Origin of the sequence: Streptomyces sp. NRRL F-5630, assembly GCF_000719475.1 — a bacterium.
GTDB lineage: Bacteria > Actinomycetota > Actinomycetes > Streptomycetales > Streptomycetaceae > Streptomyces.
Window position 1 is genome coordinate 1 of record NZ_JOGO01000041.1, and the last position, 19,452, is coordinate 19,452.

General features: G+C 72.7%; 16 protein-coding genes. 9 read left to right on the forward strand and 7 right to left on the reverse strand.

The features are described from left to right. A partial coding sequence (locus IF99_RS30935; protein ID WP_030997808.1) for a glycoside hydrolase family 75 protein occupies positions 1 to 713 on the forward strand: 713 nt, incomplete at its 5' end. Between the two features lie 28 nt (positions 714 to 741). Here the strand turns inward: IF99_RS30935 and dhaM are convergent. The 4 genes from dhaM to opcA all read right to left on the reverse strand — a co-directional run bounded on the left by dhaM (position 742) and on the right by opcA (position 4,140). Beyond that, positions 742 to 1,155: a dihydroxyacetone kinase phosphoryl donor subunit DhaM gene (gene dhaM, locus IF99_RS0119280; RefSeq protein WP_030997810.1), complete on the reverse strand. Its 414-nt coding sequence runs from the start codon at positions 1,153 to 1,155 to the stop codon at positions 742 to 744. Then, positions 1,152 to 1,805 carry a dihydroxyacetone kinase subunit DhaL gene (gene dhaL, locus IF99_RS0119285; protein ID WP_030997812.1) on the reverse strand — a complete coding sequence of 218 codons (654 nt, stop codon included), beginning with the start codon at positions 1,803 to 1,805 and terminating at the stop codon, positions 1,152 to 1,154. Before dhaL ends, dhaM begins: the two co-directional genes overlap by 4 nt. 99 nt (positions 1,806 to 1,904) lie before the next feature. Next, positions 1,905 to 2,897, reverse strand: a complete 993-nt coding sequence (gene dhaK / locus IF99_RS0119290) for a dihydroxyacetone kinase subunit DhaK (RefSeq protein WP_030997813.1) — start codon at positions 2,895 to 2,897, stop codon at positions 1,905 to 1,907. A 310-nt stretch (positions 2,898 to 3,207) separates the two neighbouring features. Next, positions 3,208 to 4,140 carry a glucose-6-phosphate dehydrogenase assembly protein OpcA gene (opcA, locus tag IF99_RS0119295; protein WP_030997815.1) on the reverse strand — a complete coding sequence of 311 codons (933 nt, stop codon included), beginning with the start codon at positions 4,138 to 4,140 and terminating at the stop codon, positions 3,208 to 3,210. A 234-nt stretch (positions 4,141 to 4,374) separates the two neighbouring features. Between opcA and IF99_RS0119300 the strand changes: the two genes are divergently transcribed. Continuing rightward, positions 4,375 to 5,094 carry a (2Fe-2S)-binding protein gene (locus tag IF99_RS0119300; RefSeq protein WP_030997817.1) on the forward strand — a complete coding sequence of 240 codons (720 nt, stop codon included), beginning with the start codon at positions 4,375 to 4,377 and terminating at the stop codon, positions 5,092 to 5,094. 304 nt (positions 5,095 to 5,398) lie between these two features. On the opposite strand, the gene IF99_RS0119305 is transcribed toward IF99_RS0119300, so the two are convergent. Beyond that, complete coding sequence (locus IF99_RS0119305; protein WP_030997818.1) at positions 5,399 to 6,160, reverse strand: Clp protease N-terminal domain-containing protein; 762 nt, start codon at positions 6,158 to 6,160, stop codon at positions 5,399 to 5,401. Between the two features lie 214 nt (positions 6,161 to 6,374). Between IF99_RS0119305 and IF99_RS0119310 the strand changes: the two genes are divergently transcribed. From IF99_RS0119310 to IF99_RS0119320, 3 genes are all read left to right on the forward strand, one after another. Further along, a complete protein-coding gene (locus tag IF99_RS0119310; RefSeq protein WP_199806520.1) occupies positions 6,375 to 9,734 on the forward strand; it encodes a GH92 family glycosyl hydrolase in 3,360 nt (1,119 codons plus the stop codon). Positions 9,735 to 10,020: 286 nt separating this feature from the next. Beyond that, a complete protein-coding gene (locus IF99_RS0119315; RefSeq protein ID WP_030997820.1) occupies positions 10,021 to 11,382 on the forward strand; it encodes an NAD(P)/FAD-dependent oxidoreductase in 1,362 nt (453 codons plus the stop codon). Between the two features lie 129 nt (positions 11,383 to 11,511). Next, positions 11,512 to 12,075, forward strand: a complete 564-nt coding sequence (locus tag IF99_RS0119320; RefSeq protein ID WP_030997821.1) for a 2'-5' RNA ligase family protein — start codon at positions 11,512 to 11,514, stop codon at positions 12,073 to 12,075. On the opposite strand, the gene IF99_RS0119325 is transcribed toward IF99_RS0119320, so the two are convergent. Beyond that, the gene (locus IF99_RS0119325; protein WP_030997822.1) at positions 12,076 to 12,696 is read right to left on the reverse strand and encodes an NAD(P)-dependent oxidoreductase; all 621 of its coding nucleotides are present in this window, start codon (positions 12,694 to 12,696) and stop codon (positions 12,076 to 12,078) included. A gap of 616 nt (positions 12,697 to 13,312) precedes the next feature. After that, positions 13,313 to 14,629 carry an ROK family protein gene (locus IF99_RS0119330; protein ID WP_030997823.1) on the reverse strand — a complete coding sequence of 439 codons (1,317 nt, stop codon included), beginning with the start codon at positions 14,627 to 14,629 and terminating at the stop codon, positions 13,313 to 13,315. A gap of 156 nt (positions 14,630 to 14,785) precedes the next feature. On the opposite strand from IF99_RS0119330, the gene IF99_RS0119335 reads away from it, so the two are divergent. The 4 genes from IF99_RS0119335 to IF99_RS0119350 are packed head-to-tail and all read left to right on the forward strand — an operon-like array spanning position 14,786 to position 19,427. Further along, positions 14,786 to 16,099 carry an ABC transporter substrate-binding protein gene (locus IF99_RS0119335; RefSeq protein WP_030997824.1) on the forward strand — a complete coding sequence of 438 codons (1,314 nt, stop codon included), beginning with the start codon at positions 14,786 to 14,788 and terminating at the stop codon, positions 16,097 to 16,099. A gap of 10 nt (positions 16,100 to 16,109) precedes the next feature. Continuing rightward, a complete protein-coding gene (locus IF99_RS0119340) occupies positions 16,110 to 17,114 on the forward strand; it encodes a carbohydrate ABC transporter permease (RefSeq protein ID WP_030997826.1) in 1,005 nt (334 codons plus the stop codon). Continuing rightward, on the forward strand, positions 17,107 to 18,042 hold the full coding sequence (locus IF99_RS0119345) for a carbohydrate ABC transporter permease (RefSeq protein ID WP_030997827.1): 936 nt from the start codon (positions 17,107 to 17,109) through the stop codon (positions 18,040 to 18,042). The genes IF99_RS0119340 and IF99_RS0119345 overlap by 8 nt, the downstream gene beginning before the upstream one ends. Next, entirely contained in the window at positions 18,039 to 19,427 is a 1,389-nt protein-coding gene (locus tag IF99_RS0119350) for a GH1 family beta-glucosidase (protein ID WP_051703578.1), read from the forward strand. Before IF99_RS0119345 ends, IF99_RS0119350 begins: the two co-directional genes overlap by 4 nt. Positions 19,428 to 19,452 lie beyond the last annotated feature (25 nt).

Genomic DNA, 19,452 nt, shown 5'->3' on the forward strand with positions numbered 1-19,452 from the left:
CCCTCGCCTCACGGGCGACGCGTCCCCCGGCGCGCACCCCCGCCCCCTCCACCGGCACCCCCGCCGCCCCCGCCGCCTCCCCGGCGGCCTCGCCTCCTCCTTCCCCGCCCCGCCGCGCCGCGGCCTCCGCCGACGCCCTCCGCTCGCGCGCCGCCCGCTCCTGCCGACAGGTCTCCGCCGGGCTCTTCCGGCGGGACGCGGCGCGCGCACCCGAGGTGCCCGTGTGCGCGGGGGCGGGCGGCACGCTGCACTGGACCGCCGACCTCGACATCGACTGCGACGGGCGGCCCGGTCCCGTGTGCAACGCGGCCTCGGGCCCGTACTTCCAGGAGACGACCGCCTGGAACGGCTCGGACGGGCGCCCGCTGAGCGCCGACGAGGTCCCGTACGTCGTCGTCCCCGGCCCCTCGGCGCGGTGGCGTCCCGCCGACTCGGGAGTCACGGGCGGCACGCTCGCCGTACTCGTGCACAAGGCCCGTGTCCGCTACGCCGTCGTCGGTGACACGGGGCCCGCCGACGTCATCGGCGAAGCCTCGTACGCCGCCGCGCTCTCGCTCGGTCTCGGCGGCGCGCCCCAAGCGGCGGGCACGCAGGACGACGTCCTGTACCTGCTCTTCCCCGACACCCGCGTCCACCCGGTCGAGGACCCGGGAGCGGCCCGCGCGGCGGGACGGGCCCGCGTGGCCCGCTACCTGCGCGAGACGGCGCCCTGACGGGGCCTGCCACGGCCCCGCGTGGACGTCACCGCTTGCGGTAGTCGTACGCCTCGGCGGCCGCCGCCCGCACCCCCTCCAGGTCCGCGCCCGCCGAGGCCGCGACGGCCGCCGCCACCGCGCCCTCGACGAGCGGGGCGTCCACGAGCACGCTCCGCCCGGGCAGTTCGCCGCCCTCGGCGAGCAGCGCCTTGACGGTGAGCACCGCGCTCCCGAGGTCGGCGAGGAGGGCGACCCCCGCCCCCTGGTCCACGGCGCGCGCCGCCCGCACCACGAGGTCCGCGCTCGTCCCGAGGCCGCCGTCCTCCGTACCGCCCGCCGCCTCGATCCTGACGTCGTCGGGCGCCCCCGTGAGCTGCGCGGCGAGCCGCGCCACCGCCTGCGCGACCGTCGCCGAGTGGGAGACCACGACGAGTCCCACGCCACCCTGATCCGTACTCACGCCCCCGCCTTCCCCGCCGTGTCCGCGAGCGCCGCGAAGAGGAGCGCCGCCGACGCCGCCCCCGGGTCCTCGTGCCCCTCGCTGCGCTCGCCCAGATAGCTCGCCCGCCCTTTGCGCGCCCGCAGCGGCACCGTCCCCGCCGCGCCCTCGCGCGCCGCCTCCGCCGCCGCCGTCCACGAGGTGCTCAGCGCCTCGGCGGCAGGGACGAGCGCGTCGATCATCGTCTTGTCGCCCGGTTTGGCGCCGCCGAGCGCCGAGACCGCCTCGATCCCGGCGCGCAGCGCGGCGGCGAACTCCGCACGGTCCGGGTCCGTGCGCTCGCCGAGCGCCTTCCCCGTCCGGCGCAGCAGCGTCCCGTACAGCGGGCCCGAGGCCCCGCCGACCGTGGAGACGAGCCGCCGCCCGGCGAGCGCGAGCACCGCCTGGGGGCTCGCGGGCTCGTCGGCGGCGAGCGACTCGCGCACGGCCGAGAAGCCGCGCCGCATATTGGCACCGTGGTCGGCGTCGCCGATCGCCGAGTCCAGCGCGGTGAGCCGCTCGGCCTCCTCCTCGATCAGCGCGGCGGCGGCGTCGAGCCACCGCCGGAAGAACGCCGCGTCGAGCGTGCCCGTCCCACCGGCACCGCCCGTGTCCCTGCCGTCGTCACCCATGTCCTTCACCCCTTCGTCCCGTGGTGCGCGCCTGTCACGTCGTGCGGCCGATCGTGCCCCGCGGCGCGCTCGTACGTGCCCGTGCAGGCGGTACGCGCCTCAGCGGCCCCAGCGCAGCCCGGAGGTGGCCACGGGGGCGTCCCACAGGCGCAGCAGCTCCTCGTCCGCCCTGCACACCGTCACCGAGGCGCCCGCCATGTCGAGCGACGTGACGTAGTTGCCGACGAGCGAACGCGCCACCGGGACGCCGCGTTCACCGAGGACGCGATGCACCTCGGCGGCGAACCCGTACAGCTCCAGGAGCGGTGTGCCGCCCATGCCGTTGACGAGGAGCAGCACGGGTCCTTCGCCGCCGAGGTCGTCGAGCACGGCGTGCACGGAGAGGTCGGCGATCTCGCCGGAGGTCATCATCGGGCGCCGCTCGCGGCCGGGTTCGCCGTGGATGCCGACGCCGAGTTCCAGTTCACCGGGCGGCAGGTCGAAGGTGGGGCCGCCCTTGGCGGGAGTGCTCACGGCGGAGAGTGCGACGCCGAAGCTGCGCGAGGCGGAGTTGACGCGGGTCGCGAGGTCGGCGATCTCGGCGAGGGGGCGGCGCTCTTCGGCCGCGGCACCCGCGATCTTCTCGACGAAGAGCGTCGCGCCGGTGCCGCGCCGACCCGCCGTGTACAGGCTGTCGGTCACGGCGACGTCGTCGTCCACGAGGACCTTCGCGACCTGGATGCCCTCCTCCTCGGCGAGTTCGGCCGCCATGTCGAAGTTGAGGACGTCCCCGGTGTAGTTCTTCACGATGAAGAGCACCCCGGCACCGCTGTCGACCGCGGCGGCGGCGCGCACCATCTGATCGGGTACGGGCGACGTGAACACCTCGCCGGGACAGGCCGCGTCGAGCATCCCGGGCCCGACGAACCCGGCGTGGAGCGGTTCGTGCCCCGAGCCGCCTCCGGAAACGAGCGCGACCTTCCCCGCCACGGGCGCGTCGCACCGCACCACGACTCGGTTCTCGATGTCCACGGTCAGTTCGGGATGCGCGGCCGCGAGGCCGCGCAGGGCGTCGGCGACGACGGTCTCCGCGACGTTGATCAGCATCTTCACGGTGCCTCCGAGGGCGTGGGCGTCTCCGTCGCGCGGTGCCGCCTGCCGCCTGCCGCCGGCACGGGGACCGGGACGGACACACAGCGCAGGCTCAAGTGTGGGACGCGCGGCGCGTTCGCGCACCTGTTGCGACGGATCTCGCGCCACCGCACCGCGCTGGGCCCGCGCCGCGTCACGTCGTCCGGCCGGGCACCGCGTGCACCCGCCCGGTCGGGAGGCAGCCCCGTACCGGGACATCCACCGCCCCCTGACGCGCGAAGGCCCCGCCCCGGGCGTACGGCCGAGGCGGGGCCCGTGGCGGCCTCGGGCCTCAGGACGTCGCGCCCGTCCTCGCCTCCGCGTGCAGCGCCTCCGCGTACGCCTCGTCCGGGTCGAGCCGGCGCAGTTCCTCCGAGAGCAGCTCGGGCAGCGCGCGCACCTGGAGGGCGAGGGGGCGGGGCGGGCGCCCGGGCAGCGCGAGGCTCGCGAGCGGGCCGTCGGGCCGCTCCACGCTCAGCTCCCCGGCCGCCGTGCCGAGCCGTACCGCCGTGATCACGGGACCGCCCGTGACGACCCGCTCGGCCTCCACCCCGAGCCGCACGCCCAGCCACCGCGCGAGAAGCTCCGCGCTCGGGTTGTCCGCCTCGCTCTCCACCACGGCGGACCGCACCGGTCCGGGGACCTGGTCGAGCGCGGCGGCGAGCGTCGAGCGCCACAGCGTGAGCCGCGTCCACGCGAGGTCCGTGTCGCCGGGGGTGTACGAGCGGCGCAGCCCCGCGAGGAAGGCCACCGGGTTCTCGGAGGCGTACGCGTCGGTGATGCGTCGCCGGGCGAGGGCGCCCAGCGGATCGCCCGCCGGGTCCTCCGGCGCGCCGTACGGCCACCAGGCCACGACCGGCACGTCGGGCAGCAGCAGCGGCAGCACGACCGAGTCGGCGTGCTTGCCGACCTCCCCGTACAGCCGCAGCACCACGATCTCGCCCGCGCCCGCGTCGTCCGCGCCCACCCGTACCTCGGCGTCGAGACGCGCGCTCGCGCGGCGGTGCGGGCTGCGGGAGGTGCGGCGGATGACGAGCAGGATGCGCGCGGGGTGCTCGCGCGCGGAGGCTCCCGCGGCGCGCAGCGCGTCGTACGCGTCCTCCTCGTCCGTGACGACGAGCAGGGTCAGCACCCGCCCCACCGTCGGGGTGCCGAGCGCCCGGCGGGCGGACACGAGGGTCTTGTTGATGTCGCTGGAAGTGGTGTCGGTGAGATCGATCCTCATGGTGTGCGCGTTGCTCCGTCCCAAGTCGTACGAGCGCCGTACCGAGTCGTACGGACGCGTCGCGCCGTCCCCACGCGACCTCCGGACGGTCGCCCGCGGCGGCCACGGACTCCCGGAGCACCGGTCGCGTCCCGCGTTCAGCGTACGAGCGCGCCCGCCCCGGGCGGCAGCCACCCGGCACTGTGAAACGATCCGTTCCCGGCGCGCCCCCGCGCCGGGAACGGACACCAGCCCATGACGGCCCCCACCACAGCCGGCCTCCTCGCCCGGCTCGCCCCGCTCGGCCCCTACTTCGCCGTCGCCACCACGCCGCCGTCCGACGCCGCCTCCTACCGGCCCCTCGCCGAGCTTCCCGGCGCCGCCTTCGACGACTGGACCGTCCTCGTCGGCGCCCGCCTCGGCACGGGTGCGGGACGCGTCGCGGCCTCGACCGTGCACCTCGGACATGTCGCCCGGCTGTGGTCCCTCGCCCTCGGCACCGTGGCGCTCGGCGGCGGCGTCCCCGCCCTCGGCCCCGACCGGCTCCGCTTCACGCTCTCGCCCGAAGGCGCGCCGAGCCTGTGGGCCCCCGAACCGGCCGCCCGCCCCGCGACAGAGGATCCAGTCCCCGCCCTGCACGCCCTCCTCACCGCCCACCTCGCCCCGCTCCACGCCCACCTGCGCGGCCGCTACGGCCTCTCCCCGCACACCCTGCGCGGCAACACCGCCTCCGCGCTCACCGGCACGGTCCGCGTCCTCCTCGACCGCCTCCCCGGCGCACCCGAGGACCCCGGCCCCCTCGCCGCCCGCCTCCTGCGCACCCCGGACCTCGGCGACAACGGCGCCTACCTCTACGACCCCGACCTCGGCGTCGCCTACCGCCGCAACAGCTGCTGCCTCTACTACCGCACCCCCCGCGGCACCCTGTGCGGCGACTGCGTCCTGCAGGGGGCACGGGGGCGCGCGGGGGACTGAACGCGGCTCCCGTCCCCCTCAGCCGGCACAGCCACGCGGAGATCAACGGCCGCCGGACCCCTCCGCCCCTCCGGGCGCGTCACCCGCTGAAGCCCCGCGTCCCTTCTCTCGCGCGCTTTCCTGGCGGACATCGCACGCCGCACGACCGGACCTCCGCGTCAACCCTCGGTTGCGGTGCCCGGTCGTACTTGCGCTCTCCTTGTGAGGGGGGCAGAGGCCCGGCCGAACGGACCGGTCCGCGCCCTGCGCTTACCTGGAGGCTATAGGCCGCCTGCGGCCCACCGCCTCCAGGTAAGCGCCTCCGTCAGCCGCTCTCGCTCTGCCTCGCCTCCTCCACCTGCGCCTGGATGCGCCGCAGGTGGCCCGCGAGGAGTTCCGTCGTGCGGTCCTTGTCGACGCCGAGGCCCGCGAGGAGGCCCTCGCCGTTCTCGTGCTCCAGGAGGGCGAGCACCAGGTGCTCGGTGCCGACGTAGTTGTGGCCGAGGCGCAGGGCCTCGCGGAAGGTCAGCTCCAGGATCTTCTTCGACGCCGCGTCGAAGGGGATGAGCGTCGGCAGGTCCTCCTCGCCGCGCGGCGGCAGCGCCGCCTCGGCGGCCTCCCGTACCGCCTCGCGCGTCACCCCCTGATCCGCGAGCACGATGACTCCCAGACTCTGCGGCTCGTCGAGGAGGCCGAGGACGAGGTGTACGGGCGCGATGCGCGGGTGCCCGTGCTCCCGTGCCCGGGTCTGCGCGGCCACCACGACCTTGCGTGCGCGCGGCGTGTACCGGCTGAAGCCCTGCTGGGGGTCGAGGTCCGCCGCCTCGCCGGAGTCCTTCGGCACGAACCGCTTCTGTGCCGCCTGCCGTGTCACGCCCATCGAGGTGCCGATATCGGTCCAGGAGGCGCCCGAACGGCGTGCCTGGTCGACGAAGTGGCCGATCAGGTGGTCCGCGACCTCCCCGAGGTGCTCCGCGGCGAGCACCGCGTCCGTGAGCTGGTCCAGGGGCCCGGTGTGGACCCGTTTGATGGCGTCGATCAGGTCGTCGAGCCGTACTGCGCGATGTGCCGGTGTCTGCTCCGTCATGCATGCAACCCTAGGTTGACAGTCAAAGAGGTGTCAACCCTTGGTTGCGCAGCGGGTGGGCCGGATTCCCGGGACTCGTGTCCTGACTGGCGTTCAGGACGTTCTTGCCTCTCACCCCTTGACGTCCCTTCAGCCTCGGGAGGAGCATCGCTCGCGCCTGACAACGTTGTCCGGTACGGCCCGGGCTCACCGAGGAGAGGAACGTGTCAGAAGAGTGACGCAACGCAGAAGTCCCGCCCGCACCACGGCCGGTGGCCTCCTGGCCCTCACCGCGGCGACCGCTCTCGGCCTCACCGCGCTCGCCCCGGCCGCCACCGCCGCCACGCCCCCGGTCGCGAAGACCGGGCACACCGCCCTGGTCCGGAACCCGGCCGGGTACGTCGATCCCCTCATCGGCTCCGCCAACGCGGGCAACACCTACCCCGGAGCGGTCCGCCCCTTCGGCATGCTCGCGTTCAGCCCCCAGACCACCCGCGGCAACCAGGTCTCCAACCCCGCCCCTGGCGGCTACCAGTACGACGCCACCTCGATCCGCGGCTTCAGCCTCACGCACCTCAACGGCGTGGGCTGCTCCGGCGCGAACGGCGACGTCCCGCTCATGCCCTACCCCGGCGAGGTCACCACCTCGCCCACCGCCGACACGAACGACTCCGTCTACGCCTCCGCCTTCTCGCACGACGACGAGAAGGCGAGCGCCGGCCGCTACGAGGTGAAGCTCGCCAACGGCACCTCCGCCGCCCTCACGGCCACGGAGCGCACCGGCTCGGGCCGCTTCGGCTTCCCTGCGGGCAAGACGGCGAGCTTCCTCGTCCGCGGTTCCAACGCCGAGTCCGGCAGCGCCGACGCGCGCGTGCACGTCGACGCGGCGCGGAAGACCGTGACCGGCTCCATCGACGCCGGAAACTTCTGCGGCCCGCAGAGCGCCAACAACCGCAAGGCGCTCTACACGCTGCACTACACGATCCACTTCGACACCCCCTTCGCGAAGACCGGCACCTGGCAGGACGAGACCCTGCGCCCGGACACCACCGACGCGAGCGGCGGCACCGGCTACAGCTCCAGCGGCAACCCCGTCGCAGGCAAGGGCTCCGGCGCCTACGTCACCTTCCCGAAGGGCACCACCGACGTCGGCGCGAAGGTCGCGATCTCCTACGTGAGCCAGGCGGGCGCCGAGGCCAACCTCCGCGCCGAGAACCCGTCCCGCAAGAGCTTCGACGCCGTCGCACGCGACGCGGGCCGGGCCTGGAACAAGGCGCTCGGCGCGATCCAGGTCGGCGGCGGCACGAACGCCCAGTACCGCACCTTCTACACCGCGCTCTACCACTCGATGCTGGAGCCGACCCTCACGAGCGACACCGACGGCCGCTACACGGGCGCCGACGACAAGACGCACCGCCTCTCGCACGGCCAGAAGGCCCAGTACGGGACCTTCTCCGGCTGGGACCAGTACAGGGCCCAGGTACAGCTCCTGTCGCTCCTCAACCCGAAGACCGGCAGCGACTACGCCCAGTCCCTCTACCAGTACGCCTCCCAGCGAGGCGGCGAGTGGGACCGCTGGCTCCTCCAGCACGGCAAGACCAGCGTCATGTCCGGCGACCCCTCCGCTCCGGCGCTCGCGGGCATCCACGCCTTCGGCGGCACCGACTTCGACGTCAGGGGCGCGCTCGCGTCCCTCGTCCGGGCCGCGACCGTACCGACCGCCAACGACTCCGACAGCGCGGGCTGCAACGTCGAGTGCGTCGGCCAGCGCCCCGGGCTCGACCAGTACCTCAAGCTCGGGTACGTGCCCGCGGACGACTGCCACTGCTGGGGCGGCGCCGCCGAGACCCTGGAGGACACGGCCGCCGACTACGGTCTCTCCGAACTCGCCCGCGTCACCGGGGACCGCGAGAACCAGAAGAAGTTCCTCGACCGCTCGGGCAACTGGACCCACGTCTTCGACCCGGCAGCGACCCCCGAGGGTGGCTACATCCGCAACCGCAACGCGGACGGTACCTGGGCGGGCGTCTTCACGCCCGGCACGGGCAATGGCTTCGTCGAGGGCACCAGCGCCCGCTACACCTGGATGGTCTACTCCGACGTCGCCCGCCTCGCCCGCGCCATGGGCGGCAACGACAAGGCCGTCGCCCGCCTGGACGCCTTCTTCCGCGATCAGAACGGAAAGTTCGACTTCTCCGCCAAGGACGCGACCCGCTACGACCCCACCAACGAACCTGACATCAACACCCCGTACCTCTACAACTACCTGGGCGCTCCCACCAAGACCCAGGAGACCGTCCGCGCCGAGGTCGACCAGCTCTGGACCGACAAGCCCGGCGGCATCCCCGGCAATGACGACGCGGGCACCATGTCCTCCTGGTACGTGTTCTCCGCGCTCGGCATGTACCCGCAGAACCCCAGCCGCGCCGACCTCGTCCTGACCGCGCCGCTCTTCCCCCGCGCCGTCGTCCACACCGGCCACGGCAAGCGCATCACGGTCAACGCCCCGGCGGCCGACGCCGGCCACCTCTACATCCACGGCCTGCGCGTCAACGGCAGGGCCAGCACGAAGACCTGGGTGCCGGACACGCTCGTCAAGCACGGCGGCACCCTCGACTACACGCTCGCCACGCACCCCGGCACCACGTGGGGCACGGCAGCCTCGGACGCCCCGCCGTCCTTCCCCGGCGGCGGTGACACGTACTTCACGAGTGCGAGCCCGAGCGCCCTCAAAGCGTCACCTGGTGGCGACGACACCCGCACCGACCTCACCGTGCGCACTCTCCAGGACCGCGCCGAGACGGTGACCTGGAAGGCCGACGTGCCCGAAGGACTCACCGTCAGCCCCGCGTCCGGCACCCTCGCCGTCCCCTCAGGAGGCACCGCGAGCACGACGCTCTCCGTCGCCGCGACCGAGGGCGCGAAGGAGGGCTTCCGCACGATCCCGGTGACGCTGCGCACCGCCTCGGGCGAGGAACTGCCCGGAGCGAAGCTCACCGTCACGGTCGCCGCGAAGAACAGCGTCCTGTGGAACCTCAACAACGACGGCGTCTCCGAGGACGACACCAAGCCCGGCGCGAACTTCGACGGCGAGGGCTGGAGCTACTCCGCCGCCGCCCTCGCCGCCGGTGGCGCCGCCCCCGGCAAGACCGTCACCTCGGGCGACTTCACGTTCACGCTGCCGGCGACCGGCGCGGGCGAACCCGACAACATCGAGGTCGCCGGCGGCGGCCAGACCCTCACCGTCCCCGCCAAGGACGGAGCGACCCGCCTGAGCCTGCTCGGCAGCGCCGCCGAGGGCGACACGCACGGCACCATGACCCTCACCTACACCGACGGCACGACCCAGCAGGCCGACCTCGGCTTCTCGGACTGGACCCTCGGCGGCGGCGGGGACAAGCCCTCCTACGGCAACACCGTCGCCGTCACCTCCGCCTACCGCGACACACTCGGCGGCGGCAAGGACCCCGTCAACGCCTACCTCTTCGCCACCGCGCCCGTCACCCTCACGAGCGGCAAGACCCTCGCGAGCATCACCCTCCCCAAGACCAGCGAAGGAGGCGTCCTGCACGTCTTCGCCGCCACGACCGGCTGACCGGCCGGCCCGCACGACGAGGCGGGCACGCGCGCACGAGCGGGCAGCGGCCCCGTGTCCCACCCGGATACGGGGTCGCCCCCGCGTCCGGGCCCCTTGCCTGGCACGCGCAGCCCGCGCCCCGGCGCACCCCTTCCGCCCTGTTCGACAAGCGCGTCCCAGCCCCTTCGGCAAAGATGGTCCGTGACACACGCCGCTGAGCGGGCAGGCGAGCGGAAGCCGTCCGGGACCGGGTACGCACACACCGGCCCGGAGACCGCACAGACCCCTGAGAAGGGACGCAATCGTGGCACGACCCAGGATTCTCGTAGTGGGCGCCGGTTTCGCCGGGGTGGGGTGCGTCCGCAGGCTCGAACGCCGCATCCCACCGGGCCGGGCGGAGATCACTCTCGTCGCGCCGTTCTCGTACCAGCTCTACCTGCCGCTGCTCCCGCAGGTCGCCTCCGGCGTCCTCACGCCGCAGTCCGTCGCCGTCTCGCTGCGCCGCAGCCAGAAGCACCGCACGCGCATCCTGCCCGGCGGCGCGATCGGCGTGGACCCCGAGAAGAAGATCTGCATCGTCCAGAAGGTCACCGGGGAGATCGTCGACGAACCGTACGACGTCCTCGTCCTCACCCCCGGCAGCGTCACCCGCACCTTCGACATCCCCGGGCTCACCGAGAACGCGCGCGGCATGAAGACGCTCGCCGAGGCCGCCTACGTCCGCGACCACGTCATCGCGCAGCTCGACCTCGCCGACGCGAGCGAGGACGAGGAGGAACGCGCCTCGCGCCTGCAGTTCGTCGTCGTCGGCGGCGGCTACGCGGGCACCGAGACCGCCGCGTGCCTCCAGCGCCTCACCACGAGCGCGGTCAAGCGCTACCCGCGCCTCGATCCCTCGCTCATCAAGTGGCACCTCATCGACATCGCGCCGAAGCTCATGCCCGAGCTGGGCGACGAGCTGGGCAAGGCCGCGCTCGACGTCCTCACCCAGCGCGGCATCGAGGTCTCGCTCGGCGTCTCCATCGCCGAGGCGGGCCCCGAGAAGGTCACCTTCACGGACGGCCGCACCCTGCCCTGCCGCACTCTCATCTGGACCGCCGGCGTCGCGGCCAGCCCGCTCATGGCGACGCTGGAGCGCGAGACGGTACGGGGCAGGCTCGCCGTCACCCCCGAGCTGACGGTCCCCGGGCTGGACGGGGTCTTCGCCCTCGGCGACGCCGCCGCGGTGCCCGACCTCACCAAGGGCGAGGACGCCATCTGCCCGCCCACCGCGCAGCACGCCATGCGCCAGGGCCGTATCGCCGCCGACAACGTCCTCGCGACGATCCTCCACCAGCCCCTGCGGCCGTACGCCCACAAGGACCTCGGTCTCGTCGTCGACCTCGGTGGCCACGACGCGGTCTCGCGTCCGCTCGGGGTCAACCTGAGCGGCGTCCCCGCCCAGGCCGTCGCCCGCGGCTACCACTGGTCCGCGCTGCGCACGGGCGTGGCGAAGACCCGTGTCCTCACCAACTGGATGCTCAACGCGATCGCGGGCGACGACTTCGTCCGCACCGGCTTCCAGGACCAGAAGGCGGGCACGCTCAAGGAGTTCGAGCACACCGACGTCTACCTCACCCCGGACCAGATCCGCGAACACACAGCGGCGCTCCACGCCGTGCACTGAGGGACGGAAGGCGCTGAGGGCCTGAGCACGCGTGTCCTGAGCACGCGTGTCCTCAGCGGGCACGAGGGCGGTACGGGTACGGGGGACGCGCCCCGGCCCGTACCGCCGCCTCGTGGGACCATGCCCTCCGTGCCCGCGACCCGCCCCGCCACCGAGCCCACCGCCGACTGGGGCGATCGCGTCGGCGACACCTCGCTCAGCGTCCGGGTCCCGGCGGCCGACCCGCTCGTCACGACCGGCTTCCCCGCCCACGTGAGCGTCCTGCACCCCTTCGTGCCGCGCGCCTCGCTCGGCCCGGCGTCCCGCGCGGCGCTCGCCGCCCTCGTCGCCGCGCACCCACCCTTCACCCTGCGCCTCACGCGCTTCGGCCACTTCCCCGGCGTCCTCTACCTCGCCCCTGATCCGCACCCCGTGCTCGACCGGCTGACCACCGCGCTGCGCCGCGCCTGGCCCGACGCGGTCCCCTACCGCGGTCTGTTCGGCCCCGGAGGGCTCCCGCCGCACCTCACCCTCGCCACCCACGCCGCACCCGGCACCGACCGCGCGGTGTACGGGCCGCTGGAGGCGGAGTACGGCACGGCACTCCCGCTGCACGCCGAGGTGAGCCGCCTCAGCCTCACCGTGTACACGGCGGCGGGGGAGTGGCGCGAGGAGAGCGCGCTGCCGCTCGGGGGCGAGGGGGCCCGGGGCTGATCAGGGGTAGAGATCGCGCCGGTACGTCGCCGGGTCGTCCAGCGCGTCGAGGAGGACGTGCGCGAGGTCCGCGTAGGTCGTGCGCGGCGCGCGCGAGTGGTGCGGGGTGAACGGGTCCCCGCGGTGCCCGTGCGCGGGACCCTCCACGAGGATGACCGGCCGCACGATCGTCCAGTCCAGGCCGCTCGCCGCGATGATCGCGTCCTGCTCCTCGCGCTGCCGGATCACGGGGCGGGCCGTCGCCCGGTACAGCGCCGAGACGGTGCGGTTGAGCGGCCCCGCCGTGTGCGGACCGTACGCCGCCTCCGAGAGCACCAGGAGCCTGGGCACCCGCGCCGTGCGCATGGCGTCGACGATGGTGCGCGTCCCGCGCGAGTACAGCGGCACGTTGCGCCGCCCCCCGCGCAGGGCGTAGGCGATGACGGCGGCCTCGGCCCCCGCCAGCGCCTCGCTCACCTCGCCCTCGTCGAAGGGCCCGCCGCGGACGATCCGCGCCGTCGGCGCGCCCGCCAGGCGTTCCGGGTCACGTACGACGGCCGTGCACTCGTGCCCGGCCCGCGCGGCGGCGTGGAGGAAGGCGCGACCGGCGCGACCGGAGGCGCCGAAGACGGTGATCCGCATGAGGCACCGCGCCTTTCCGAACGGGGGACGACAACGGGAACAGTACGAACGTGGCGCGACCGGGCCCCCGGCGCAAGTCACGTGACCCGTCCGCACCGTCCGGCCCCCGGGGGCCGTCTCGGGAGCCTCCGGCACTCGACGGCGGCTCGACGGACCCGACCACCCTGCATCCCCTCCCCGAGGATTCGCCGTTCCTGGCCGGGACCCACCCGCCCCGCACACCCGAATGGGGCCACGGACGGAGGAAAGCTGCGGCCGAAGGCGTGAGAACGGGGGCGGCCGGCTGCGGACGGGCGCTGCCCGGCCGCTCCGGGGGAGTGGGCGTGGCAGGGACGGGAACGCCGGTCGCCGTCGGGGACGGGAGCGTCCGCGACCAGCGTCCGGCTCACGCTCCGGAACCCTCAGGATCGTGAGCCGCTGAGGGCGCGACCGAGCCCCACGGGGCCCGCGTCCGGGAGCCCCCGAAGGAGCCCGGGCCGCGAAGGCGTGCCCCGCGTCGGCACGAGATCGCCGGGATGCTCGGGCTCTCCGAGCCGGGCGCCCACCAGCACCTGCGGCGCCGGACCGCACTCGGCGGCCATCCACCGAGCAGCCGTGTGCACAAAGCTTCGGGTCACTACACCTGGTTGCCGCCCAGGACGTGCGCCGTCCGCCGTTCCGTCACCGCCTCGGCGACGTCCTCCTCGCGCAACGGGGCCTCTCTGCGCCCGCCGTTGGTGAAGAAGTCGGCCAGCACGAGCGTCGCCGCGCCGACCGTCACCGCGTCCGCGCCGAGCAGGCCGAGACCGATCGAGACCTTCCCGGCGGGGCGCCGCAGCGCGAAGCTGTCGGCATGGCGGCGTACCGACTGGAGGATGTGCGGGCCGAGTTGCAGCCCCGCCCAGCCGCCGATGAGGACCTGCTCGGGGCTGAAGAGGTTGATGAGGTCGGAGAGTCCCGCGCCGAGGTACTCGGCGGTCTCCTCCAGTACCGCGACGGCCACCGGATCGGCCCCGCCCCCGCCCGCCGGGTCCGCCGCCGCGAGCAGCGCCGTGACCCCTTCCTCCTCGCTGGCCCCCTCCGGCAGGGTGCCGCCCACCTCGCGCCAGCGCTCCAGGAGCGCCTCGGCCCCCGCGTACGCCTCCAGGCAGCCCCGCGCCCCGCAACGGCAGCGGCGGCCACGGACGTTGACGGTGAGGTGGCCCCACTCGCTCGGGCTGCCGTGCGTGCCGCCCTGGATCGCGCCCCGGGTCACTATGCACGCGCCGACACCTGAACCGAAGAGCACGATGACGACGTCCTCGCTGCCCCGGCCGCCGCCGAACCACAACTCGGCCTGCCCCAGCGCCTTCGCGCCGTTGTTGACGAAGATCCCCACGTCGGCGGGGAGCCCGGTCGCGGTACGCAGCAGCGTCTCCAGCGGGACCGCGTCCCAGCCGATCGTCTGCCCGTAGACGCGCGCGCCCTCGCCCTCGGGGCGCTCCACGATGCCCGGCACGCCGACGCCCACACCGAGCAGCCGGTCCGCGGGGACCCCCGCCTCGGCGAGCACCGCGGTGATCCCCTCCGCGACGGCGCGCACGATGAGGTCCACGTCGTAGCCGACGCCCGTCAGGCTCGTCTCCGCGCGGCAGAGTTCGGACATCGCCAGGTCGAACAGCTCGGTGCGCACCTTCGTCTCACCGATGTCGACCCCGACGAGGTACCCCGCGCCGGGCGCGACGCGCAGCAGCGTGCGCGGCCTGCCGCCGTCCGACTCGACGACACCCGCCTCCTCCAGGAGCCCGTCCGCCGTCAGCTCCGTGACGACGTTGCTGATGGAACCCGAACTCAAGCCGGTGGCGGGGAGCAGTGCCTGACGGCTCATCGGGCCGTCGAAATACAACCGTTGCAAAACAGCTGCGCGGTTGCCTCTTCGCAGGTCACGCACGGTTCGTCTGTGCCGTTGCACCATCTTGCCCCTTCCCGGACCGCAACATACCCCCGCCGGAGCCCTTGACGCGACCTTCTCTCAGGTTTTAACTCACGTCCTAAATTAAGCCGTGAGGCCGTTCAGGGACTGAACGCCTTCACTCTTCCTTGGCCACCCCCCGGAAAGGGGCATACCGACATGCGCAGACTGCGAGCCGCTGCCGCTGCCAGTCTCGTCACCACTCTCGCGCTCACCGCCACCGCCTGCGGCGGCGGGAGCGACACCGGCGGAGGTGACAACTCCTCGCCCAAGACCCTCACTTACTGGGCCTCCAACCAGGGGGCGAGCGTGGCGGTGGACAAGAAGGTCCTGACCAAGGAACTCGCCAAGTTCACCAAGCAGACCGGTATCAAGGTCAAGCTGGAGGTCATCCCGTGGTCCGACCTCCTCAACCGCATCCTCACCGCCACGACCTCCGGTGAGGGCCCCGACGTCCTCAACATAGGCAACACCTGGTCGGCCTCGCTCCAGGCCACCGGTGCTCTCATGGACTTCGACGACGCGGCGTTCAAGCAGATCGGCGGGCGCGAGCGTTTCGTCGACTCGGCGGTGGGCTCCACCGGCGCCGAGGGCAAGGACCCGGCCGCCGTCCCGCTGTACTCGCTGTCGTACGCGCTCTACTACAACAAGAAGCTCTTCGCCGACGCCGGCATCGCGAAGCCCCCGGCCACGTGGGACGAGTTCGTCGCCGACGGCAAGAAGCTCACCAAGGGTGACGTCTGGGGGACGGCCCTGGAGGGCAGCAACCTCTCCAACAACATCCACCAGGCGTTCGTCCTCGGCAAGCAGCACGGCGCCGACTTCTTCGACGCAGAGGGCAAGCCCACCTTCACCTCGGACGGCGCGGTCGCCGCCGTCAAGCAGTACGTGGACTGGATGGGCAAGGACAAGATCATCGCCCCCGGCAACGCCGAGTACAACCAGAACCAGAGCCTCAACGACTTCGCCAGCGGCAAGGTCGGCATGGTCCTGTGGCAGGCCGCCGACAGCACCTTCCAGGCCCACGGCATGAAGGCCGACGACTACGGCGTCGCGCCCGTCCCCGTCCAGTCCGGCACCCCGGGCCCCGGCAAGCAGACCAACTCCATGGTCGCCGGCATCAACATCGCGGTCTTCAAGAACACGAAGAACAAGGACGGCGCCCTCAAGTTCGTCAAGTTCATGACGAGCAAGGAGGAGTCGACCTACCTCAACAAGACCTGGGGCTCCGTCCCGCCGGTCAAGGACGCGCAGCAGGACCCGGCGTTCAGCCAGGGTGGCGCGGGCGCCATCAAGGACACCCTGCTCAAGAGCGCCACCGCGCTCCCGCAGGTGCCCAACGAGGCCCAGTTCGAGACGGCGGTCGGTACCGCCATCAAGGACCTGTGGGCCGACGCGGCGGGCAAGAAGGAGATCACGACCGCCGCAGTGAAGGCCGCCCTGACCAAGGCCGAGCAGCAGATGCCGAAGTGAGCAACTGAACATGACCGACACCCTGCCCGAAGCGCAGGCGACGCCGGGCCCCCTCGCGGGGCCCGGCCCGGCCGGGAAGAAGAAGCGGCGCAAGCCGGTCCTTCCCGACCGGCTCCGCCGCGTGGGCCTGCCCTACCTGCTGCTCCTGCCCGCCCTGCTCTTCGAGCTCCTGATCCACATGATCCCGATGGTCGTCGGGATCTTCATGGCCTTCAAGGAGCTCACCCAGTTCTACATCCGCAACTGGGGCCAGGCCCCCTGGAGCGGCCTCGACAACTTCGCACTCGCCGTCGACTTCGACAAGCCGGTCGGCGAGGCCCTGCTCCACTCCTTCTGGGTCACCTGCGCGTTCTGCGTCCTCGCCGTCGCCTTCTGCTGGCTGATCGGCGTCGCCGCCGCGATCTTCCTCCAGGACAATTTCAAGGGCCGCGGCTTCCTGCGCGCGCTCTTCCTGACCCCGTACGCGCTGCCCATCTACGCCGCCGTCATCACCTGGAACTTCATGCTCCAGCACGACAACGGCATGGTGAACCACGTCCTGCACGACCAGCTCCACCTCACCGACGAGCGCTCCTTCTGGCTCATCGGCAACAACAGCTTCATCTCCCTGGTCGTCGTCGCGGTCTGGAAGACCTGGCCCTTCGCCTTCCTCATCGTCATGGCCGCGCTCCAGAACATCCCCAAGGACCTCTACGAGGCCGCGGCCCTCGACGGCGCCGGCACCTGGCAGCAGATCCGCAAGATCACCCTGCCCTCGCTGCGCCCCGTCAACCAGGTCCTCGTCCTCGTCCTGTTCCTGTGGACGTTCAACGACTTCAACACGCCGTACCTCCTCTTCGGGGACTCGGCACCGAAGAACGCCGACCTCATCTCCATCCACATCTACCAGTCCTCCTTCGTGACCTGGAACTTCGGCACCGGCTCGGCCATGTCCGTCCTGCTGCTCCTGTTCCTGCTCGTGGTCACGGGGCTGTACCTGTTCTTCACGTCGAGGAAGAAGGGCTCCGATGTCTAGCGCCGCCCCCGTCGCCAAGACCGCCGACCCTCCCGGCGAGAAGCCGGCGGCCAAGAGCACGCAGGTGCTCCACACCGGGCGCTCCCCGATGGCGCCACCGCGCGCCTTCAACGCCATCCGGGGCATCTTCCTGACGCTCCTGACGGTCTTCGTCGCGCTGCCGATCTTCGTCATGGTCACCAGCTCGCTGAAGCCCCTCAAGGACGTCACCGGCCAGTTCCGCTGGATACCGAGCGGCCTCACCATCCGGCCGTACATCGACATCTGGAAGACGGTGCCGCTCGCGCACTACTTCAGCAACTCGCTCATCGTGGCCGGGTCCGCCACGATCTGCTCGGTGATCATCGCGATCTTCGCCGCCTACGCGGTCAGCCGCTACAACTTCCGCGGCAAGCGCGTCTTCACCGTCTCGGTGCTCTCCACCCAGATGTTCCCCGGCATCCTCTTCCTGCTGCCGCTGTTCATCCTCTTCGTCAACGTCGGCAACGCCACCGGCATCCCGCTCTTCGGCTCGCGCCTCGGCCTGATCATCACGTATCTGACCTTCTCGCTGCCCTTCGCGATCTGGATGCTCATCGGCTACTTCGACTCGGTCCCCAAGGAACTCGACGAAGCCGCCATGGTCGACGGCTGCGGACCGCTCGGCGCGCTCTTCCGCGTCGTCGTGCCCGCCGCGATCCCCGGCATCGTCGCCGTCGCCGTGTACGCCTTCATGACGGCCTGGGGCGAGGTCCTCTTCGCCTCCGTGCTCACCAACGACGAGACCCGCACCCTCGCCATCGGCCTCCAGAACTACTCGACGCTCAACGACGTCTACTGGAACCAGGTCATGGCCGCGTCCCTCGTCGTCAGCGTGCCCGTCGTGGCCGGCTTCCTGCTCCTCCAGAAGTACCTGGTCACCGGGCTCACCGCGGGAGCCGTCAAATGACCCGCGACGAAAGGACGCCCGTGACCGAGGGACTCGACTACGCCGCACTCCCCGAGGACTTCACCTGGGGCGTGGCCACCGCCGCGTACCAGGTGGAGGGCGCCGTCGACGAGGACGGCAGGGCGCCCTCGATCTGGGACACCTTCTCGCACACCCCCGGCAAGATCGCGGGCGGCGACACCGGCGACGTGGCCTGCGACCACTACCACCGCTGGCGCGAGGACATCGGGCTCATCAAGAAACTGAACGCGGGCGCCTACCGCTTCTCCGTCGCCTGGCCCCGCGTCATCCCCGGCGGCGACGGACCCGTCAACGCCAAGGGGCTCGACTTCTACGACAAGCTCGTCGACGGCCTCCTCGCCGAGGGCATCGACCCCTTCGTCACGCTCTATCACTGGGACCTCCCGCAGGCCCTCCAGGACCGGGGCGGCTGGCCCCGCCGCGAGACCGCCGAGCACTTCGCCCGCTACGCCGAGGTCGTCGCGGACCGCCTCGGCGACCGCGTCAAGAGCTTCGCCACCCTCAACGAGCCGCTCTGCTCCGCCTGGATCGGGCACCTCGAAGGAACCATGGCTCCGGGCCTCACCGACATCGAGGCCGCCGTCCGCGCCTCGTACCACCTCCTCCTCGGCCACGGCCTCGCCACCCAGGCGGTCCGCGCCGCCGCGCCCGACGCCGAGGTCGGCATCGTCTTCAACCTCAACCCCGTCGACCCCGCCACCGGCTCCGCGGGCGATGCCGCGGCGGCCCGCCGTATGGACGGCCACACCAACCGCTGGTGGCTCGACCCCGTGCACGGCCGCGGCTTCCCCGAGGACATGCTCGACGTCTACGGCGTCACCCTGCCCGAACAGCCGGGCGACCTCGACACCATCGCCCAGCCGCTGGACTGGCTGGGCCTCAACTACTACTTCCCGGCCGTGGTCACCGACGACCCCGGCGGCCCCCCGCCCCACGCCCGCGCCGTGCGCCGCCTCCACATCCCCCGCACCGGCATGGACTGGGAGATCGACGCGAACGGCATCGAACGCCTGCTGCTCCGGCTCACGGAGGAGTACGGGGCGCGGAAGATCCACGTCACCGAGAACGGCTCGGCCTGGCCGGACGTCGTCGGCTCCGACGGCTCCGTTCACGACCCGGAGCGCATCCGCTACCTGGAGGACCACCTCGCCGCCTGCGCCCGCGCCGCCCGCAAGGGCGCCCCGCTCGCCGGCTACTTCGCCTGGTCCCTCATGGACAACTTCGAGTGGGCCTACGGCTACGACAAGCGCTTCGGCCTCGTCCACGTCGACTACAAGACGCAAGGACGGACCGTGAAGTCCTCCGGGCGCCGCTACGCCGAACTCGTCGCGGGCCACCGCGCCCGCACCCGGCACGCCGCCTGACCCGCCCCCGGCGCCCGCACGCGAC